The following is a 20,786-nucleotide window of genomic DNA, read 5'->3' as shown; positions in this document are numbered from 1 at the left end:
CGAACGCTAATAAATTCACATTTGTCTGGAAAAAATCCATTGAAAGACACCATATAAATCTCATCGAAAAGTCGAATCAGTTATACAACAAACTACTAGAAGATAAAATCATCCCTGAAATTAATCGTGAAAACGATGAACAGCTATCTATTGAAGAATTAACTCAAATCGCGCAGAAACTCGATGAAGTAGTCGATGACTACACAATTAAAGTAGAAAACGCCGACGATGTAGTTGAGCGAAAAAGATTACGTAGCGAACGTAAAACACCGAAACAAATCGTGAAACAAGTATATGATTGGATTACACGCAAACAGAAATATGAAAGGGATTTTGAGATTTTTGATACACGTAATAGCTATTCAAAAACGGATAATGATGCGACATTTATGCGCATGAAAGATGACTATATGCAAAACGGACAACTAAAGGCAGGATATAACGTGCAAGTTGCGACAGAAGGTCAATTTACGTTGGCGTATGGCGTTTTCCCTAATCCAACAGACATGAAAACACTTATACCATTCCTTGATCAAATTGAAAAACAGTACTTTGACTTACCTAAACACATCGTTGCGGATGCCGGTTACGGCAGCGAACAAAATTACGATGACATCTTAACAAAACACCAACGCATACCACTGATTACGTATAACCACTACTTAAACGAACAAAAGCGTAAGTTTAAAAATGACCGCTTCAAAACAAGTAATTGGGTGTACGATGCGGAGCGTGATATGTATACTTGTCCGAATGAAAAGCAGCTGACTTTCCAGTATAATTCCGTTCGAACTGATAAATTTGGTTTTAATCGTCAATTTAAAATCTATGAATGTGAAGACTGTACGGGTTGTCCGTTGCGTGAGTTATGTACAAAAGCGAGAGAAGGTACAAATCGCAGGCTTACGATTAATGAAAAGTGGGAACAACAAAAAGAATATGTAAGAGCAAAGCTTTCAGAAGAAAAAACAGGTGCAATTTATCGTAAACGTAAAATTGACGTTGAACCGGTTTTTGGATTTCTGAAAGCTAATTTAGGTTTCACACGATTCTCTGTTCGTGGAAAATCAAAGGTTGAAAACGATATTGGTCTCGCATTAATGGCTGTAAACTTAAGAAAATATGCGGTCCGAGGATAATCCTCCACCGCATATTTTCAAAAACAAACGCAAAAAACGAGATTGCATAATGCAATCTCGTTTTTTCCTATGAACTGAAACCTTTTTGTCCCAGTCTCTTTTTTTCTTTATATAGCTAGTTGTATACAATGTTATAGGATCCGTTTTAATAAGATGAGGGTGCCGTATTCAATGTATACAAATCTGAATTTTAGAATTATTACAGCCCCGTTTCAAATGTAATGATTAGTTCATCTCCAGTTCATTTAGGCGATGTATGCTTAGCTTATTAAAAGATTGGAGGAGTTAGTTATGAACCTTGCCTTGAAAGAAATTAAGAAAAATAAAGTAAGATTTTTGATTTTAGGTTCAATTGTGTTTCTCGTTAGTTTACTAACTTTTATCATTTCTGGTTTGGCGAATGGATTATCACAAGATAATGCCGCCCTTATTAAAGATTTACCAGATGGACAATTTTATATGAATGAAGATGCAGATAAAAAATATAATCTATCCAAAATCGATAGTGATATCCAAGATGATATATTAAAAAAACAAAAGGATGCAGTAGCATTTTCGCTTCAAATGGGCTTTTTAAATGATAAGGATGATAAGCAACAAAGCGTCGCCTTTGTAACATCTACAGGTTCAAAGTTATTTGAAAATGTGAAACCTGGGGAAGTAATATTAGATAGCTCTTTAAAGGAAGCCGGTATAAAAGTAGGCGATACGTTAACAAACAATCAATTTAGTGGCGAGTTTGTTGTAAAGGGCTTTGTTGATCAAAAGAAATACAGTCATGCGCCTGTTGCGTTTATCAACATGGTGAATTATCAAGAAATCTACCGAGTGATGGAAATGCAAATGATTTTTGTACCAGATGCGGATTCTTCACTTGAAATCGCTGGATTACAACCATTTTCAAATAAAGAGTTTCTAAATACAATTCCTAGTTATAGTGCGGAACAGATGTCTTTAAATATGATTGTTTGGTTTTTAGTAGTCATTAGTGGCATGTTGTTTGCGATCTTCTTCTACATGATGAACGTTCAAAAAATTGGGCTATACGGTATTTTAAAAGCGATTGGTTTAAAGACAAGTAAGTTATTCAAATTGATATGGACACAAATGCTTGTCATTACAGCTATATCACTTGTTTTGTCTATTACACTCAGTCAAGTATTTAATATGCTAGCACCAGAAGGTATGCCATTTAGTTTAACTTTTGAAACAACTATGCAATTGTCTTTAGTATTCCTAGTTATCGGATTTATTGGAGCTACACTTTCAGGGCTTCAAATAAAAAAAATCGAACCATTACAAGCGATACAGCAAGGAGAGGCTTAGAATGACGATATTTACAATTGATAATGTTAGAAAAACGTTTACAAATGGGGAAGTAGATGAAGAAATTCTAAAAGGGATCAATCTTTCTCTTAAAGAAGGTGAAATAACAGCATTAGTAGGCGCTTCAGGCTCTGGTAAAAGTACGCTTTTGACAATAGCTGCGGGACTTCAACCTACGACAGAGGGGCAAGTACTATTCGAAGGGGAAAATATGACGGATATGGGTGCCGATCAAGTTCGTGAAGTACGAGCAAGTAAGTTTGGCTTTGTCTTTCAATTTGCACACCTGGTGCCTTTCCTTACAGTAGAAGAACAACTATTGCTAATGCTAGATGTTTCTGAAACGAAATTAAAGAAACATGAGCAATCAAAAGAAGTGGATCGAATACTTAAATTGGTTGGGATGGACCACCGAAAAACAGCGTATCCCTCTTCATTGTCAGGTGGGGAGAAACAACGTGTTGCAATCGCCCGTGCAATCATTCATAAACCTAAAGTTCTCTTCGCAGATGAACCAACAGCAAGTTTAGATTCAAAAAGGTCTAAAGAAGTAATGTTACTAATTAGAGATTTAACGAAAACACTAAACATTACTACGTTAATGGTTACACATGATGAAGAAATGCTTGCTTATGCTGATCATATCGTTAAAATGAGCGATGGTTTAATTTTGCAAAATGCAAATTAAATCTTTAAACAACAAAAAATCATAGCCTATTGGAAAGTCTACTGAAAAATGCTTTTCCAATAAAATCTCTAATAAAAATATAACCTTAAGGATTTAGCGCTCTAGCGTTCGCTTTCCGCAGGCACAGTGTAAGCCGCAACCCTCGCATCGCGCGGTTTGTTGCATCTTCCGTCTTGTGCGTGCTCCTGCCGCTACGTTTCACTCACGCTTTCGTCGCAAATAAGGTTCCAGCAGTGGTCTCACACTGCCGCACAAAATCCTTGCATGGTAAAGTAATGCTATGCAAAAAAACTACTTTAGATTTTTTCAGGAACCTTCTTTGGGATTTGTGGTCTTTTCAATTTGAAAAAGTATTAAAAAATAATAACCCCCTCGTTTTCAATTAACGAGGGGGCTAAGTTTATTGCTTATTTCTTAATGTCCTTTGTCCATTCAGCAACAGTAGCTTCATTGTCTTTAATCCAATTTTTAGCTGCTTCTTTTGGATCAGCACCGTTCATAATTTCAAGCATGACTTCTTCTAAATCTTCTGAAGTCCAGTGGAAATTATCAAGGACTGTATACACATCAGGATTATCCTCTTTAAATCCTTTACGAGCAAATGTGTTAATTGTTTCTTCACCGCCGTAAATACCTTTTGGATCTTCCAAGTATTTTAAATCAAAAGAAGCGAATTTCCAGTGAGGAGACCAGCCAGTGACGATAATTTCTTCTTTATTTTCAATGGCTTTAGAGAGTGCTGTTGTCATCGCGCCAGAAGAAGAAGGTAGTACATTCCAATCTGCTAAACTATCATATTCCTTTAATGCCTCGTCAGTCGCTGCCATAATACCAGCACCAGGTTCAATCCCTGTTATCGTATGATCAGCCTCATTTTTTAAATCTTCAATAGAGTTTACTTTCATATAACTTGGAACGACTAATCCAATTTTAGCACCGGATAGGTTTTCACCGAGCTCATCCAAACTATCTTTATATTTTTCATATTGAGTAGCGTGTGTGTTTGGTAGCCATGCTGCAACCATACCGTCTACCTCGCCTTTTGAAAGAGCTTCCCACATGATGCCGTTATCTAGCGGTGTTAATGTTACATCATAGCCTAAATCTTCTAGTACCTGACCAACGACATTGGTAGAAGCAATTTCAGTATCCCACTCAACGTAAGCAAGATTTACTTCTTTTGCATCTTTACCTTTCCCAGAATCATCGTCACTACTACAAGCAGCAAGCAAGAATCCAAGTCCTAAAGCCATACCTAATTTGGATAATGTTTTAAATTTCATCGAATCTTCCTTTCTTATTGCGATGTCTAGATATTCGCGCCGCATGCTTACGGGCACGAATATACTTTTCTTATTGCACTTTCTTTTTGTTAAAGCTTTGAGTTAAGCGATCGATAATGATCGCGAAAATCACGAGTCCTAAGCCGGCGACGAAGCCATTTCCGACCTGTGTACGTTGAAGGGCCGTTAAAACTTCACGACCAAGTCCTGGTGCGCCAATCATAGATGCAATAACGACCATTGAAAGTGATAGCATGACAGTTTGGTTAATACCAGCCATGATTGTTGATTTGGCCAACGGGATTTCAACTTTGAATAATTTCTGACTGGCAGTACTGCCGTATGAATCAGCTGCTTCGACCAATTCTTTCGGTACTTGGCGAATACCTAAATTCGTCATACGTACAGTAGGGGGTAATGCGAATATGACTGAGGCAAATACCCCTGGGACAATTCCAATGCCGAAAAAGGCAACTGCAGGAATTAAGTAAACGAAGCCAGGCATCGTTTGCATGAAATCTAGTAACGGTTTTATGATGCTCTCAGCGATACTAGATTTCGACATTAATATGCCGAGTGGAATACCTATTATGATAGAAATCACACTCGAAAATAGTACGAGCGTTGTTGTTTCCATGAGCTGAGTCCATAAGCCTTGGTTATAGATGAATAACAGACCAACTAGAGAGAAAATTGCAAGACCGAATTTTTTTCCGGTCGCAAAGAAAGCTAGAAGGACGACTAATAAAATTAATATAATGGCGGGAATGCCAATTAATAAATCAGTGACCTGACTCATGAGTAGTTTTCCGGATTTTTGAATAGTGCCGAAAAAGGCTGAAAAATTACTCGTCAACCAGTCCATAGCTGATTCTACCCAAGGGGCAATAGGTAATGATGGGATATTGTCTAGAAAATTATTCATACACTTCGACCTCCTCGTTGCATGTTGAGAGTGCTTCGATGACTACGCCACGGATAAGAACACCGCGTAAGCGTTCATCTTGAACAACTGCAATAGGTGTAGGAGAGTTATGAATCATCCCTAAAATATCCTGTAAGAGCATATCAGGGGGTACTGTTAAAATTTCTGATTGAACAATTGAATGGACCGTCTGTTCTTGTCTTTTTGCAGCGGCAAGTGCATCATCCGCAGTAATAAAGCCTTTCAAATGACGGTTTTTATCTACTGCCAATAGTAAACTAACAGCCTCTTCTCGCATTCTTTTTAGCGCTACATTCGGTCCATCAAGGTCTACATTAACGTAAACAGGTCTCACCATTGCATTTTCCGCCGTTAATACTCTTGAGCGATCCACATCTTCTACGAATGTTCGGACATAATCATTGGCGGGATTTGTTAATATTTCTTCACCTGTGCCAATTTGAATAATCGAACCGTCTTTCATAATAGCGATACGATCTCCGATACGAAGTGCCTCATTTAAATCATGCGTAATGAAAATGATTGTTTTTTTCAGAGTTTGTTGTAAATCTAGTAGTTCATCCTGCATTTCTTTACGGATAAGAGGGTCGAGTGCCGAAAAGGCCTCATCCATCAATAAAATTTCAGGATCATTTGCTAGTGCCCTTGCTAAACCGACACGTTGTTGCATACCACCAGATAATTGATTTGGATATTGATCTTTGTATGCAAGTAAACCTGCATTTTCAAGTGCTTGCTCTGCTTTTGCTGTACGCTCTTCTTTTGAGACACCTCTGATTTCAAGACCATATTCGGTGTTTTGAAGCAGTGTACGATGGGGGAATAAACCGAAGTTTTGGAATACCATACTCATTTTGTTGCGTCGAACTGTTTTTAAAGCATCCTTACCCATTTTAGAAATGTTTTCACCGTCTATAAGGATGTTGCCATTTGTAGGTTCAATTAAGCGATTTAGAAGTCTAATAAGTGTTGATTTACCACTTCCTGATAAGCCCATAATAACGAAGATTTCTCCTTCGTTCACTGAAAAGCTAGCGTTGTAAACACCAACTGTTGCACCTGTTTCTTTTAAAATATCAGTCTTGCTTTTTTGTTGCTTGACGAGTTCTAGTGCTTGGGGGATATGCTTACCGAAAACTTTGGAAACATGCTCCACTTTTATTTTTTCCATAGAACCGCTCCCTTCGTAGATTAATACTATTTACAGGATTGTCATATCCATAAATAAGAAAGTAACAACTCAACCCTAACAGAAGGTTGTTACTTTTGTCAAATTAGCAAAAAAGAAAAAATCCGCTTAAACGCTGATCTACCAGCGTTTAAGCGGATTTTAATTTGGGTATAAAAAGTTCTGGACGCGCGTTAAACTTTCATCATTGCCTATGAAGTAGATGATATCTCCTTCTTGTAGCGACGCATATGGACCAGGTGATAGTAATAATTCGTTGTTTCGACGAATGCCAACGATCGTACCAGTTGTATTTTGCCAAAAGTTTAAATCCTGTAAAGTTTGGTGAATACAAGGGCTTTCCAAAGTCATTTCAATCTGATAAGGAATGAAAGGATTGACGGAGCGGAAATGTTCTGTACGGCTAATAAGCTGCTTCGTTTTTTCCTGCAAATTGATCAATTGGTTTTGCTGTGCATGGATACTTACTAAAAGTTCATTTTGTAGTTCGTGGATTGACTGAACATCGTGAAATTGTCGGACAAAATGAGCTGCCTTTTCATATGATTTAATGAATACACCACTACCTTTTGAAGCTTCAACAATTTCTAAATCCTGTAAAACAGCAATGGCTCTTCTAGCAGTTTCAGCAGATACATTATATTGGCTTGCTAGTGAGGATCTTGCATATATTTTATCGCCGATTTGATATCTTTTTTCAACTATTTTCGAGGCAAGGTCAACGGCAATTTGCTGATATTTTGGCTGTTTCACTTGAACATTTTTTTCTAAGTTCATTCATAAACTTCCTTTCATCTTTAACAACATATCTTCGCTTATTATAGACCAGCGTGCTATGAAAAAATAGCATTAGAAAAATCTTTAAGTATTCCTCTGAATAAAAGTCATTTTAGGTACTCTTATTAGTGAAAAGAGTAATTGGAATTTTAATAAAATAAGAGAAGTTGTTTGACAGACATTAGTTATCAATATAAACTTAGTTACGTTATGTAAGTAATGAACTAATACAAGCTCGCAGCTAGTTATTTAAGTTAGCTGTTTACGAAAGAAAGTTGGAGAGAATTATGACAATTACAACTAAAATAATGGATATAGTTAAAGAGAAAATGGTTATTATGAAGCAATCTGAAACAGAAAATATCTGTATCGTTGGACCTGTGAAATTGCCAGTTAAGCAAGGTGATTTTTCAGAGACATTCCAATGGTATAACTGGCTAAAGGTTGATGCAAATTTATCAAAAGAAGAAATTATTGATTCACTTGCAGCAGCGAATTTAGCTTATCAACAGCAATCATCTGTCCTTGTATATGGTGATTTTGCCAATGGAGAGGATGCAATCATTCGTATGCACAGCATTTGTCATACTGGAGATATTTTTGGTAGTCAGCGTTGTGATTGTGGCTATCAACTACATGAATCTATGAAAATGATTACTGAACATGGTTGTGGTGCTATTTTCTATTTAGCTGATCATGAAGGCCGTGGCATCGGTTTATTTTCAAAATCAGTTGCTTATTTATTACAAGAAGAGGGCTTAGACACAGTTGAAGCCAATCATGCACTTGGTTTCCCTGATGATACACGTTCTTACGAAGAGGCCTTAACTGTATTAGAAGCACTTCGTACAAAACCTGTAACATTGATTACTAACAACCCGAAAAAGCTAGAAGCCTTAGAAGCACATGGTTTAGCAGCAGAAGGGCATGTACCGTTATGGGGTGGCTTAACCGAGACAAATCAATTTTACTTGAATACAAAGGTTGAAAAATCTGGACATATGCGTGAATCGAAGTAAGTGAGGAGGACATTGTGATGACGACGGATGAAAAATATATGCAGTTAGCGCTTGATTTAGCAGCGAGTGCAAAGGGAAATACTAACCCAAATCCATTAGTAGGGGCTGTTATCGTAAAAGATGGCGTTATTGTAGGTACTGGGTTACATCGGAAAGCTGGGGAACCTCATGCAGAAGTACATGCTTTTCGAATGGCAGGGGAGCATGCAAAAGGTGCAACTCTTTATGTGACACTTGAACCATGTTCACATTACGGCAAGACACCTCCTTGTGCAAACTTAGTGAAGGATTATGAAGTATGTCGTGTTGTTGTCGCAATGCAAGACCCGAACCCTGATGTAGCAGGTCGAGGTATCCAACTACTTCGTGAAGCAGGGATTGAAGTTGAGGTGGGTGTGTTAGAATCACAGTCACGTCGCTTAAACGAACGCTTCATTCACAATATGTTGACGAGTCGTCCATTTATCATTTCAAAATATGCGATGACATTAGACGGGAAGATTGCTGCACATACAGGACACTCTAAATGGGTGACAGGAGAAGCGGCACGCGAAGATGTTCATCATATTCGACATGAGGTCGACGGTATTTTAGTTGGTGTTGGGACCGTGATTGCAGATAACCCATCTCTTACAACTCGATTAAATGACAGCTATGGCAAAAATCCTGTACGTATTATTATGGATAGTTTGCTTCGCACACCGGAAAATGCGAATGTTCTCAATGTCGAAGAAGCGAAAACAATCATTGTTTGTAGTGATGAGGTAGACCAAGGGGAAAACTCTTTATTTGAAGAAAAAGGTGTGACAGTCTTACGGGTTCGTCGTGGGCATGAGGGACTTGACATTGATGATATGCTAGCAAAGCTTTATCAACTAGGTATAACAGATATTTTAGTTGAGGGGGGGAGTACAGTGAATGCTTCCTTTTTACAAAGTGGAGCTATTAATAAATACATTGTATATGTGGCCCCGAAAGTATTAGGAGGTCGCTTATCGTTAACACCGATTGCTGGCCATAGTGCTTTTTCGATGGATGAAGCATTTGACGTTGAATTTGATTCATTTGAAAAAGTTGGTCAAGATTTACGTATTATCGCTTATCCAAAGAAAGGTGACGAAAAGTGAATTGTGAAGCGGATGTTTGCATTGTAGGAGCAGGACCAGCTGGAACACTTCTTGGTTATTTACTTGCAAAAAAAGGCTTGTCGGTAATGCTACTTGAACAAAATGCAGAGCTTGGTAAGGCATTTCGTGGCGAGCATTTAAATGAAATAGGTGAGGTAGTTTTAAAGAGTCATAACCTTTTTGAAGAAGTTGAAGCGCTTGGTTTATTACGTATGGAAAAACTAGAATATTACTATAATGGTCAAATCATTAAGGAAATAAGCCCTGATCCTGCAGTAGGCCATCTAGGTATCCATGTGCCACAAGCTCATTTACTAAAAGCTATATTAGACAAAGCACAGAAAATTCCACACTTCACTTGTATGTTAAATACGAGGGTGACACGACTTGTGGCAGATAAGTCAGGGCGCTATGTTGGAGTGGTTGCCTCTAAAGATGGTAAATCAATTGAAATTACCAGTCAGCTTATTATTGGGGCTGATGGTCGCTATTCTACAATTCGTAAGCAGTCGCACATTGATATAGCAAAATGTAAACATGGATTTGATCTACTATGGGCAAAAATTCCTGCACCACAAGGATGGGAGCCTGTTATAAAAATGGCTCTAGTAGAAGGGAAACAATTATCGTTATTTTCCCAAACAAATGGATATATCCAAATTGGTTGGAATATTGATCAAGGTAGCTTTTCAAGACTTCGAAAACAAGCATTTACACCATTTATTCTACAGCTAACAAAAGCTTTTCCAGAATTGGCTGAGCAAGTGACACAATATATTACATCTTGGCAAGATTTTGTGTTACTCGATGTATTTAGTAGTAGATGTGAAAGTTGGGGAACGGAGGGACTTGTACTTTTAGGAGATGCAGTTCATACGATGACACCAACTGGCGCATTTGGTTTAAACAGTGCACTAAAGGATGCGGATTGTCTTGCAACACTATTATCAAAAGAAACTATCGCACAATTTGACGTACAGATATTCCAACAAATTCGCGAGCCAATTATAGAAGAAATACTGGCGAAGCAAATCGAAAAAGAACAATCTTTTGCCGCAAACTTCGTAGAAACGGTCGCTTGAAAGGAACGAGAAAAGATGAAATTTGGCTTTGATATAGATGACACACTAATCGATTTACGCGCGCATGCTTTTAAGCTATATAATAAAAAACTTGGCAAAAATATAGACATTGAAGCATTCCATGCACTGCAAAGAGTGGAAATACACGAGCCGTTTGGATTAACTGATGCAGAAGGTTCTGCGATGTGGAATAGCTCCTTAGAAGATATTTATTTTACCGATTGTTCTATTTTTGAAGGGGCGCTTGAAACATTACAAGCATTACAGCAAAAAGGACATGACATCTACTATATAACGTCACGTCCAAAACATTATTGCGAGAAAACACGTGAATGGATGATTGCGCAAGGATTTCCTGTTACAGAAGGGCACTTTTTCTGTGGGATGCAAGATCATGAAAAAGTGGAGATTATTAAATCACTAGCGCTAGATGTTTATGTAGATGATAAACCAGCAGTACTCGAAACATTACAAGATGTTGACACGAAAGTACTTCTAAAAAATCAATCATACAATCAGCATGTGACATTGCCACGTCTGCATCATTGGCATGGATTTGAGTCACTGGTAACCAATCTATTATAAAAGGGATATGGAGGTTAATTTCCGTTCCGGCTGTAGTTGAATGTGCTGTCAAGTGCCGACTTTGGCGTGGAGCTTTAATAGTAGTGGATAAGTTTATCTAATCAAGACACCTTTGAAAAGTTCTAGTTGAAGTTCATCTACCATCATTCTGCACACTTTCTTCATATTTATCGTTTATAATATAAGCGATCAGCGTTAGTTGACGTAGAAAGAAACAAACTAGAGGTGGATATAAGATGAAATTAAAAATGTTTGCTGCAACTTTGTTTGCTACTGTTGTACTAGGTGCTTGTAATGGAGAGAGCTCTAATGTAGAGAATTCAGTAAAAGAAATGGGTACACAAAATATTAAGGAATTGGTGGCTGAGTATAGCGGGAATAAAGCAACTGACGAATCTGCTTCAATCACATCAAGCCAATTGATTGTGACGGATCAAGAAGGAAAAGAGTTCACATATGCTTTGCCAAAAGATGAATTTTTTGTTTCCATTGCACCTTACGTTAATCAAACGCACCCTTGCACAAACCATAGTTTGACTGGTTGCCAAGGTGAAATGGCAAATAAAGAGATTGATGTTTACATTGAAGACTCGAAAGGTAATGTGCTAGTGGATGAATCTATGAAAACGCCAGCAAATGGCTTTATTGATTTATGGCTCCCACGAGATGAAACGTATAGCATCAAGATGGAACATGAAGGAAAAATGGTAGACTCAAAATTCTCTACTTCGGATAATGATGGAACTTGCATTACAACGATGCAATTAAAATAAAGCAAAAAAGGATTGATATCACGAATGTCGTGTTATCAATCCTTTTTCTTAGTATAGTTGCTTTTCAATTTCCAACGCAACTTGTTGAATAGTTTCAATTAAAGATTGTTCATCATAATCATTGTATCGTACTTCAGGAATGACCATTGTCACCGAAGCGATGATTTGATGTGATGCATTTAGGATTGGTGCTGTAACAGAACATGCCCCACGTACACGCTCACCATTACTCTTTGCAAAACGCTGGGAACGGATTTGCTGTAACTCCTCCATCAACTGGTCTTTAGAAAGAATCGTATGATCAGTGATTGGTGTAAGTGTTATTTGTTCTACATATTCTTCAACATCTGGCATAAAGGCGAGCAATGTTTTAGAAGATGCCCCTGCATAAAGAGGGGAGGTGTCTCCAACATACATTTTCGTCGATAATGGATATGTTGAATCATAGTTTAAAATACAACGCCTTTCCAAACCATCAATAATATTGATAGAAACACTTTCACCCATTTCTTCGTTTAGTTTTTTTAAAAGGGGCTCTGCCACAATAATAAGGCTAGACTCTTGTTTGACTAAGTTCCCTAAATAAAGAAGCGAATGTCCTAGTTGGTAGCGTTTCGTACGCTCATCTTTATGCAAAAATCCCTCGTATACAAAGGTAGAAACAAAGCGTTGTAAACTAGAGATGCTAATCCCAGTTTTTTTACTTAACTCTGTTAAAGAAAGGGTTGGTTCATCTTTCGTAAATGCTTTTAACACTTTAATCGCTTTGTGTAGCGACGACATCGTGTAGTTTTTTTCGAAAGTCTCTTGATTCATCTCGTCACCTACTCATATCAATTACGCCTTGGCGTAATTGTGTCCAGATTTTGAATTGTGCTTGCACAATTAACTCCTTTCAAAATCTGTGACATCCGCCGGAGGCTTTATCTTCATTCGGTCGGCAATTGGGCTCATTTTGAAAAAAGCTAAGACTGCAATCATTTCACTTCCTATAGAGGTAGGAAGCTTCTGCTGAATGAAGATAAAAATTACCTTTATTATAACTCACTTTCAATTAGGGAGAGAGGACTTTTGGAATTCTTTTGAATGTTCCCCAAGTATCGGAGGAGCTAGTTTGTATTCGATATTTAAGTTAGAGAATTTTATCGGATTTTTGACGAACTTGATTTTACCATATTGTGCATGTTCTATTTCACCGATCATATCGCGTGCAATTACTTGAGGCTGTTCAAGTGCTTCAGCAATCGTGTTTACGCGGCCACCTGGAATCTTGTGTTGCTGTAATAATTCAATCCATTCATCGCGAGTTTTCGTCATTGTAATTTCGGTAATTTTCGAAACTAATTCATTTTCATTTTGCTTGCGCATCGTATTTGTTATAAAACGTGCATCTTTGGCCCATTCCTCATGTCCAATCATACCGCAAAATTTTTGGAATTGTCCGTCTGTACCAACACAAATCATTAAAGGACCATCCGAACAGTTAAATACTTGGTAGGGTGCTACATTATTATGGCGGTTACCTAAACGTTCAGAAGTAAAGCCTGTATTCAAGTAAGCACTTGCTACATTTGCTAAACTACTCATTTGAACATCGAGTAAAGCTAGATCAATAAATTGTCCTTCATTTGTTTGATCGCGCATCCGTAGAGCAGCTAAGATACTAATAACGACATAATTAGATGTTAAAATATCTGCAATCGGTACACCTACTTTTGTAGCCTCTCCTTCGGGCGATCCTGTTACATCCATTAATCCACTCATCGCTTGAATGACAGGATCAAAGCCAGGTTCATAGGCAAGGGGGCCAGTTTGACCAAAGCCTGTAACCGCACAATGAATTATGCGAGGGTTTACTTTTTTTAACTCTTCATAACTGAGTCCCATTTTTGCCATGTCACCTGTTTTAAAGTTTTCAAGCACGATATCTGCATCTTTGACAAGTTCTTTAAACTGTTCTTGTGCTTCAGCAGTTTTTAAATCTAATGAGATTGATTTTTTGTTACGGTTCGCACATAAATAATACGTACTTTGATCATTCACAAATGGTCCCCAGTCACGCATACTATCTGAGCCGTTCGGATGTTCTACACGAATCACTTCAGCGCCTAAATCTGCCAGCATCATCGATCCTGCTGGGGCGGCATAGACACGTGATAAATCAAGTACTCGAATATTTTCAAGAGGTTGCATCGTTTTTCCTCCTATGATCGTTAATTATAAGTAGGTTTGCGTTTTTCCACGACAGCACTAACGCCTTCTTTAAAGTCATTTAGTTCTGTCACAATCGCCATTTGGGATGAAATATAATCAAGAGCAGAACGTAAATCCATTCGTTGGCTTTGATAGACTGCACGCTTAATGAATTGTAATGTCGTTGTTGGACGACTTGCTAATTCTTTTGCATAATTGTATGTGTATTCATCTAGCTCATGGTCTTCTACCACAAATGTTACGACACCTTTTTCTTTCGCTTCATCGGCAGTTAATACACGAGCTGTCCAGAACATGTCTAATGCTTGGTCGATACCGATTAATTTCGGTAAATAATATGCCCCACCGTCACCTGGTACGATCGCTACATTAATATAGCTTTCCGAAATCTTTGTTGATTTTGCAGTAATCCGAATATCGCACATTAATGCCATATCAAGACCCGCGCCCATCGCAAAGCCATGAACTTGAGCAATAACGGGCTTATCGATTTCCTCAAGAAGCAGAGGAATTCGTTGAATCCTTTTCCAAAGGGAGTTTTTTCGTGCTAAGCCAGTGGAAGAAATGTCTTCTTCACTTTTGAAGAACCCTTCACCTGCTTGCATTGCTTTAATATCGCCACCTGCACAAAATGATTTGCCGTTTCCTTTTACAATCACTACTCGAATATCCTCTGAATCACGAACTGTTTCAAGTGCATGAATCCACTCCGTAATCATTTCTTCACTAAAGGCGTTATACGCTTCAGGTCGGTTTAACGTAATCGTTGCAATATGATCTTTCACTTCAAATAATAAATCTGCCATTAAAAATCACTCCTTATAGTGTTATTGGTATTTTTGTATCTGTTAAATACGCCCATAGGCTGTCACCGCTATTTTCTATCAGTTGTGTCGCCAATATTTCCGTCCAATAGGAGATGTTTGCTCCTTCATCACGCCATGACCAAAGTCTACGTGTATATTGGTGCAAGCTATGCTCGTGTGTCGTACCGATTGCAGCATGTACTTGATGAGAAATTGTCGCTACGGCTTGAATAGCTTCTTCAAAACGGATGCGTGCATAGGCCACTTCACTATTATTACTTTGTGTCAGAAGGGCATTTGTGACGTTATTAAAAGCTGCTAATGCAACAGCTGTTTCACCTGCTAAGTTCACAATATGCTGCTGAACGAGCTGGAAGCGATGAATCGGACGACCAAATTGTTCGCGTTCTTTCGTATATTGAACCGTTAAGTCGTTTATTTTATCGATTGCACCTGTCATCAGTGCTAATTGAAAGGCTGTTTCAAATGTTGTGAGTGTTTGGATTTCATCAGATGTTAGGACAGCGGATATTTGTGAAACTTCAGCATTAGAAAACTTTACAGTATCCCTTGGTTCGCCAGCTAAGTTTGCCCCTTGCGTAATTTCAGCTTTACCCAAATCTATCTCTACTAAATGTGTACCTTCTGAGCTATTTGCTAGTGTTACTAAGTGTTTTGTATGACGTGCCCAATGAATATGGATCGCTTCGCCCGTTAATTTTTTGTCTTCTAGGGTATAGGCTTGATCAGTAGACAACATGTATGTCGCTAGATCACTGATTACCTGTAAGTTGGTATATTCTAATATATAATTTGCCAATGTTGTCTCAGCAAACGGAATTGGTGCAGCATACTTCCCGGTTAATCGAACAATATTCAGAAGATCTTCTAAATCGCCACCTGCACCTCCGTTTTCTTCAGAAATGGCGACAATCGGAATACCATTTTCTTCGAATAAATCCCATACTTTTGGTGCCCAAAGACCTTGTTCGACTGTATCCACTAAATCTTTATCAACATTTTCTTTTAGCATACGTTCTACGACATCTAAAATCATATCTTTCATTTCACTCATTGTGCTACAACCCCTTTCGCTACCACGCCATATAGTACTTCTGAAGTTCCTCCACGTATAGTAAAGCCAGGTGCATGTAAAATGGATTCCGCCATTAAGCGATCAATTTTTCGCTTGGCATCAAGTGTTGGGTAGGTTTGTACTAATAAGCGTGTGATTTCGGGAATACTTTGTTCAAATTTTGTGCCCAGAGCTTTGACGAGGGCCGCAGGAATGGACACGTCATTACCTTCACCGGATTCTAATAGTTGTGCTACGCCAATTGATAGATTCCGTAAGCTCCACAGACGTGCGACAACTTTAGATGCCTGTTTTATTCCTTCTGTATTTTTTTGTTGTTTTAGTTCTTGGATCAGTTCGTCAAGTAATGGAAATGTGCTTAAGATACGCTCAGGACCACTGCGTTCAAAGGCAAGCTCTGCTAAACCTTGAGACCAGCCATTACCGATTTCACCTACCACCATATTGTCTGGGACGAAAACATTGTCAAAAAATACTTCATTGTAATGATGCTCACCTGTTAAGAACTTGATAGGTACAACAGTTATGCCATCTGCCTGGAAATCAACAATGAGTTGGCTTAGTCCAGCGTGTTTATTTTTTCCATCAAAAGGACTTGTTCGTACTAAGGTCACCATATAGTGACAAAGGTGAGCGTTACTAGTCCATATTTTTTGACCGTTCACAATCCAGCCACCCTCTACTTTTTCAGCGCGCGTACTTACCGATGCTAAGTCAGAACCACTATTAGGTTCACTTAAACCAATCCCGAAGTAACATTCGCCTTTCACAATTTTAGGTAAGAAGAAATTACGCTGTTCCTCGGTCCCATAACGTAGAAGAAGTGGTCCTGTTTGGCGATCAGCAAACCAATGAGCTGCAACAGGCGCCCCAATAGCTAAAAATTCTTCCGTTAAAATGTAACGATCGATTGTACTTCGCTCTTGCCCACCATATTTTTTGGGCCAAGTCATGCCAATCCAACCTTTTTGCCCGATTGTTTTTGAAAACTCAGGATCATCTCCACTTAACCAAGAATCACATTTTGATATAAAGGTACCCTTCGCTAATTCTTCTTGTAGGAAGCTCCGAACTTCTAGACGGAATTGTTCCTGCTCTTCTGTAAATTGAACAACTGGTAATTGAAACATTTAATAATTCCTCCTTTTACCGTATTGTGATAACCATTATTCTATATGCGTATTCTATTATGGTTAATATATCCAAGTCAAATGTTTTTTGGAATAATTAAAAAATTTAAATAATCTATTTTCGGTATTTTTTTAGGTCCTTCCCCAAAATGTGGGGGTTGCAATATAAATGCAGCATTTTTGGATTGTAGAAGAGCTAGCGTGACTCCATGGGGCTTACCGGACGTCCACAGGAAAGCTCACTGGCGGTACGAAAATCAACCACTAGTTTTGGTGATGAGCCATTTTTTAGTGAAATATAAATAGAAGGAGGGATAAGTTGCGTTTATTTGCTGTATTAGAGGGAAAAGGATCAATAAAGGTTAGGAAGAATAGATAAATAGAGTAAAAAACAGGTAATTTAAGGATAATAGTGTTATTATGTAGAAAATTTCGTTTCGGAGGTGTAGAAGTATGCAAATGACAATTAAAACATCGCAAAAGGTAACACAAGTATTATCAGCACAGCTTGTGCAACATTTAGAAATACTTCAATATTCAACGAATGAGCTAGAACAATATATACATGAGAAAGCAAGTGAAAATCCCTTGTTAGTTGTGACGGATGCAAAAGCAAAAAGTCATTATGAGGAAATTATGAAGTTAGCAAACTGTTCTTTCAATACTTTTTCATCGCATCATAATACATTCAAAAATGATCACTTCAATGTCATTGAGATGAAGCTAGCTGAAAAGGAAAGCTATGAGCAGTTCTTATTCGAACAAGTACCTATACATCAAAATTTATCTGTAATAGACCTAAAAATTTTAACATTCCTAATTCGCTCTTTAGATGATCGTTTGTTTTTAGATGTGGCATTAGAAATCGTAGTCGATAAGTTTAATACTACCTATTCACATGTAGAGGCTATATTGGATTTACTTCAAACCTTTGAACCTGTGGGGGTAGGCGCACGTAGCTATATAGAATATTTACTTATTCAACTAGATCGTGATCAGTTTGCACCTAAAATGGCAGCACAATTTATCAGCATGGATTTAGAATTAGTAGCAGCTCAAGCGTTCAAACAGTTAAGTAAGAAATATAACATGTCTCTTCAAGAAGTAAAAAAGACTGTTCACTATATAAAAAACTTAAAGCCAAAGATTACAGGTGATAAGTTTGAAACCATATCATACGTCATTCCTGATATAGAAATAAATGAAATAGAAGGGGAATGGATTATCAAATTAAATCGCCGTAATTTACCTTCTGTTTGCATTGATGAAAGCTACGTCGCTTTACTTAAAAGCGACCCCAATTATAAAACTTACTACAAGAACTCAATGAAGGATGCGCTTGCCTTACTTCAAGGAATTGAACAACGTGATAAAACACTTTACGAATTAGCAAGATGGTTAGTACAGTTACAGGCTGATTTTTTTTCAATCGGCATAGAAGCAGTAAAACCTATGCGTTTAAAAGATATGGCGAATGTATTAGGGGTTCATGAGTCTACGGTTAGTCGAGCAATTCGTGGAAAGTATATACAAACACCGCATGGGATATATCCTTTACAATCTTTGTTTACAAAAGGTCTCGTAAATACTTCTGGGAAAATCAATTCTATTGCGTATATTAAAAAGCGGCTAAAACAGCTAATCGAGGCTGAAGATAAACAAAATCCATTAGCTGATCAGCAAATTACAGAGATTTTATGTGCAGAAGGAATTCAGATTTCAAGACGAACAGTGGCGAAGTATAGGGAGGAGATGAATATTGTTAGTTCATATAATCGAGCTTATGGATAACGAGATGCAAAAAATATAGAAATGATGTAATTTCACATCATTTATTCGAATGTGCAATGGATTTTATCAATGGTAGATAGAATTCCTAAGCACATTCAAATTTTTTTCTCCATACTGTATGAGCAAAAATTGTCACTTGTTTTCCTACGCTAGTAGCGAGGGCTGCGGCTTACGGTGTGCCTGCGGAAAGCTCTTTAATGAAAAAGCACATGAAGCATTTTTTTTGAAAAATACATTTTTTTTTTCGTGTAAGTAGATTTTGGCATCAGAATTGCTCATTGAATAGCAGACATTGAATTAGAAGGAAGGTGCTAGTAAATGTCTACATAAAACACTAAGGGGTGGTTTAATGGGAGCTTTGCAAAAATCACTGAAGACACGACACATTACTATGATTTCTATTGGGGGAGTAATTGGTACAGGACTATTCGTAGGTACGGGGAAAAACATCTTAAGTACGGGCCCTGCGGCTGTTGTGTCGTATGCAATTGCGTGTTTACTCATAGTCTTGATCATGCAAATGGTTGGGGAAATGGCATCGGGAGAAATGGCTTTAGGGGAAAAGTCTGGTGGCTCGGCTGAGCTAGGTTCATTTGCTTCATATGCAGGGAAATATATTGGACCGTGGGCAGGTTTTACAGTGGGCTGGTTATATTGGGCAAGCTGGGTGTTTATTGTTGGGTTAGAAGCTGCACTAATTGGGGGAATGCTAAATAATTGGTTTCCATTTATTCCGGTTTGGGTCGGTGGTGTAGGCATTACATTATTAATGACAATCATTAATATTTACTCCGTAAAATCATTCGGCGAATTTGAATACTGGATATCATTTATTAAAGTTACCGCAATAATTGTATTCCTAGTTGTTGGTACAACCATGATTTTAGGTATTTGGCCAAATTATGAGCCAAAAGGGCTTGGAATTCTAACAGAGTTTGGTGGCTTTGCACCAAATGGTATTGTACCGATTCTCACGGCGATTGTATTTGTTATTTTCTCAATTTGCGGTGCTGAAGTTGCAGCCATTGCAGCGGCGGAGTCTGAAAACCCGGCGAAAAATATCGTGCGTGCCATTCGAAATGTCGTATTCCGCTTAGGGTTATTCTTCGTCGGTTCAGTAGCAATTATGATTTTAATATTGCCGTGGAATGATTCAAAAATGCTAGCAGCGCCTTATGCAAATATTTTAACGATGGCTGGGTTACCAGTTGCTGCTCAAATCATTCAAATAGTAATTTTTATTTCACTTATCTCCGTGTTAAACTCAGCACTTTATACGAGTTCACGTATGTTACTTGAAATGTCACGCCAAGGCAATGCGCCAAAAATTTTCTCGCAAATTAAAAACCGGCGTGGTGCACCAGTACCGGCTATTCTCGGTAGTACAGTGGTTGCGTATATTTGTGCATTATTATACTTCGTCTCACCTGAAGTCATTTTCTACTTTTTAGGTAACTGTGTTGGGGGTCTAATGATTGCTGTTTATATTTTTATAGCGATCTCGCAAATTCGATTCCGACGTTCTTATGATAAAATTTCGAGTGAGCCATTAGCAATTAAAATGTGGTTATTCCCTGGCTTGTCATATGTAACTATTGGCGTCTTAGCAGTCGTTTATTTATGCCAAGCACTAATAGAATCTTTACGCCCTCAGTTCTACTTGAGTTCAATAGTAGTCATAGGCTCGATTGTGCTGTTCTTTACGATGCGGAAACTTTCTTCAAAATCAATTGAACAATTACCAACTGAGCAAATAGAGGAAAAGTTAGCATCAGAGTAGAATGTTAATTTAAAGATGAATACCCTTAGATAGCG

Annotated in this window: 19 protein-coding genes; 10 read left to right on the top strand and 9 right to left on the bottom strand. The window is 38.0% G+C overall.

Annotation, left to right across the window (positions count from 1 at the left end; genetic code table 11):
- From ACIQZG_RS08090 to ACIQZG_RS08080, 3 genes are all read left to right on the top strand, one after another.
- A partial coding sequence (locus ACIQZG_RS08090) for an IS1182 family transposase (RefSeq protein WP_402754658.1) occupies positions 1 to 1,139 on the top strand: 1,139 nt, incomplete at its 5' end.
- Between the two features lie 291 nt (positions 1,140 to 1,430).
- Positions 1,431 to 2,465, top strand: a complete 1,035-nt coding sequence (locus ACIQZG_RS08085; RefSeq protein ID WP_402754657.1) for an ABC transporter permease — start codon at positions 1,431 to 1,433, stop codon at positions 2,463 to 2,465.
- Between the two features lies 1 nt (position 2,466).
- Positions 2,467 to 3,153 carry an ABC transporter ATP-binding protein gene (locus tag ACIQZG_RS08080; RefSeq protein ID WP_402754656.1) on the top strand — a complete coding sequence of 229 codons (687 nt, stop codon included), beginning with the start codon at positions 2,467 to 2,469 and terminating at the stop codon, positions 3,151 to 3,153.
- A gap of 407 nt (positions 3,154 to 3,560) precedes the next feature.
- On the opposite strand, the gene ACIQZG_RS08075 is transcribed toward ACIQZG_RS08080, so the two are convergent.
- From ACIQZG_RS08075 to ACIQZG_RS08060, 4 genes are all read right to left on the bottom strand, one after another.
- Positions 3,561 to 4,436: a glycine betaine ABC transporter substrate-binding protein gene (locus tag ACIQZG_RS08075; protein ID WP_402754655.1), complete on the bottom strand. Its 876-nt coding sequence runs from the start codon at positions 4,434 to 4,436 to the stop codon at positions 3,561 to 3,563.
- 70 nt (positions 4,437 to 4,506) lie between these two features.
- Complete coding sequence (locus ACIQZG_RS08070; protein ID WP_402754654.1) at positions 4,507 to 5,361, bottom strand: ABC transporter permease; 855 nt, start codon at positions 5,359 to 5,361, stop codon at positions 4,507 to 4,509.
- Positions 5,354 to 6,553 (bottom strand): quaternary amine ABC transporter ATP-binding protein, encoded by a 1,200-nt coding sequence (locus tag ACIQZG_RS08065; protein WP_402754653.1) that lies wholly within the window; start codon positions 6,551 to 6,553, stop codon positions 5,354 to 5,356. Before ACIQZG_RS08065 ends, ACIQZG_RS08070 begins: the two co-directional genes overlap by 8 nt.
- Before the next feature lie 159 nt (positions 6,554 to 6,712).
- The gene (locus ACIQZG_RS08060) at positions 6,713 to 7,348 is read right to left on the bottom strand and encodes a GntR family transcriptional regulator (protein ID WP_402754652.1); all 636 of its coding nucleotides are present in this window, start codon (positions 7,346 to 7,348) and stop codon (positions 6,713 to 6,715) included.
- Between the two features lie 287 nt (positions 7,349 to 7,635).
- Here ACIQZG_RS08060 and ACIQZG_RS08055 point away from each other — a divergent pair, with 287 nt between their 5' ends.
- The 5 genes from ACIQZG_RS08055 (at position 7,636) to ACIQZG_RS08035 (ending at position 11,934) form a co-directional block, all read left to right on the top strand.
- On the top strand, positions 7,636 to 8,367 hold the full coding sequence (locus ACIQZG_RS08055) for a GTP cyclohydrolase II (RefSeq protein ID WP_402754651.1): 732 nt from the start codon (positions 7,636 to 7,638) through the stop codon (positions 8,365 to 8,367).
- 17 nt (positions 8,368 to 8,384) lie between these two features.
- Entirely contained in the window at positions 8,385 to 9,494 is a 1,110-nt protein-coding gene (gene ribD, locus ACIQZG_RS08050) for a bifunctional diaminohydroxyphosphoribosylaminopyrimidine deaminase/5-amino-6-(5-phosphoribosylamino)uracil reductase RibD (RefSeq protein ID WP_402754650.1), read from the top strand.
- Positions 9,491 to 10,576, top strand: coding sequence for an FAD-dependent monooxygenase (locus ACIQZG_RS08045; protein ID WP_402754649.1), 1,086 nt, complete (start codon positions 9,491 to 9,493; stop codon positions 10,574 to 10,576). Before ribD ends, ACIQZG_RS08045 begins: the two co-directional genes overlap by 4 nt.
- A 15-nt stretch (positions 10,577 to 10,591) precedes the next feature.
- Complete coding sequence (locus ACIQZG_RS08040; protein WP_402754648.1) at positions 10,592 to 11,161, top strand: 5' nucleotidase, NT5C type; 570 nt, start codon at positions 10,592 to 10,594, stop codon at positions 11,159 to 11,161.
- Between the two features lie 236 nt (positions 11,162 to 11,397).
- Positions 11,398 to 11,934, top strand: coding sequence for a CueP family metal-binding protein (locus tag ACIQZG_RS08035; RefSeq protein WP_402754647.1), 537 nt, complete (start codon positions 11,398 to 11,400; stop codon positions 11,932 to 11,934).
- Between the two features lie 48 nt (positions 11,935 to 11,982).
- On the opposite strand, the gene ACIQZG_RS08030 is transcribed toward ACIQZG_RS08035, so the two are convergent.
- The 5 genes from ACIQZG_RS08030 to ACIQZG_RS08010 form a co-directional block, all read right to left on the bottom strand.
- The gene (locus tag ACIQZG_RS08030; RefSeq protein WP_402754646.1) at positions 11,983 to 12,750 is read right to left on the bottom strand and encodes an IclR family transcriptional regulator; all 768 of its coding nucleotides are present in this window, start codon (positions 12,748 to 12,750) and stop codon (positions 11,983 to 11,985) included.
- A gap of 234 nt (positions 12,751 to 12,984) precedes the next feature.
- On the bottom strand, positions 12,985 to 14,127 hold the full coding sequence (locus ACIQZG_RS08025) for a CaiB/BaiF CoA transferase family protein (protein ID WP_402754645.1): 1,143 nt from the start codon (positions 14,125 to 14,127) through the stop codon (positions 12,985 to 12,987).
- A 20-nt stretch (positions 14,128 to 14,147) separates the two neighbouring features.
- Positions 14,148 to 14,954 (bottom strand): enoyl-CoA hydratase/isomerase family protein, encoded by an 807-nt coding sequence (locus ACIQZG_RS08020; RefSeq protein WP_402754644.1) that lies wholly within the window; start codon positions 14,952 to 14,954, stop codon positions 14,148 to 14,150.
- Positions 14,955 to 14,967: 13 nt separating this feature from the next.
- Complete coding sequence (locus ACIQZG_RS08015; RefSeq protein ID WP_402754643.1) at positions 14,968 to 16,029, bottom strand: acyl-CoA dehydrogenase family protein; 1,062 nt, start codon at positions 16,027 to 16,029, stop codon at positions 14,968 to 14,970.
- Positions 16,026 to 17,180 carry an acyl-CoA dehydrogenase family protein gene (locus ACIQZG_RS08010; protein WP_402754642.1) on the bottom strand — a complete coding sequence of 385 codons (1,155 nt, stop codon included), beginning with the start codon at positions 17,178 to 17,180 and terminating at the stop codon, positions 16,026 to 16,028. Before ACIQZG_RS08010 ends, ACIQZG_RS08015 begins: the two co-directional genes overlap by 4 nt.
- Positions 17,181 to 17,633: 453 nt before the next feature.
- On the opposite strand from ACIQZG_RS08010, the gene rpoN reads away from it, so the two are divergent.
- Both rpoN and ACIQZG_RS08000 read left to right on the top strand, forming a co-directional pair.
- Positions 17,634 to 18,971: an RNA polymerase factor sigma-54 gene (gene rpoN, locus ACIQZG_RS08005; protein WP_402754641.1), complete on the top strand. Its 1,338-nt coding sequence runs from the start codon at positions 17,634 to 17,636 to the stop codon at positions 18,969 to 18,971.
- A 349-nt stretch (positions 18,972 to 19,320) separates the two neighbouring features.
- The gene (locus tag ACIQZG_RS08000; protein WP_402754640.1) at positions 19,321 to 20,751 is read left to right on the top strand and encodes an amino acid permease; all 1,431 of its coding nucleotides are present in this window, start codon (positions 19,321 to 19,323) and stop codon (positions 20,749 to 20,751) included.
- Positions 20,752 to 20,786 lie beyond the last annotated feature (35 nt).

The organism is Lysinibacillus sp. NPDC096418, from assembly GCF_044762775.1.
In the GTDB taxonomy this organism is placed as follows: Bacteria; Bacillota; Bacilli; order Bacillales_A; family Planococcaceae; genus Lysinibacillus.
This window is presented reverse-complemented; position numbering and strand designations above follow the sequence as displayed.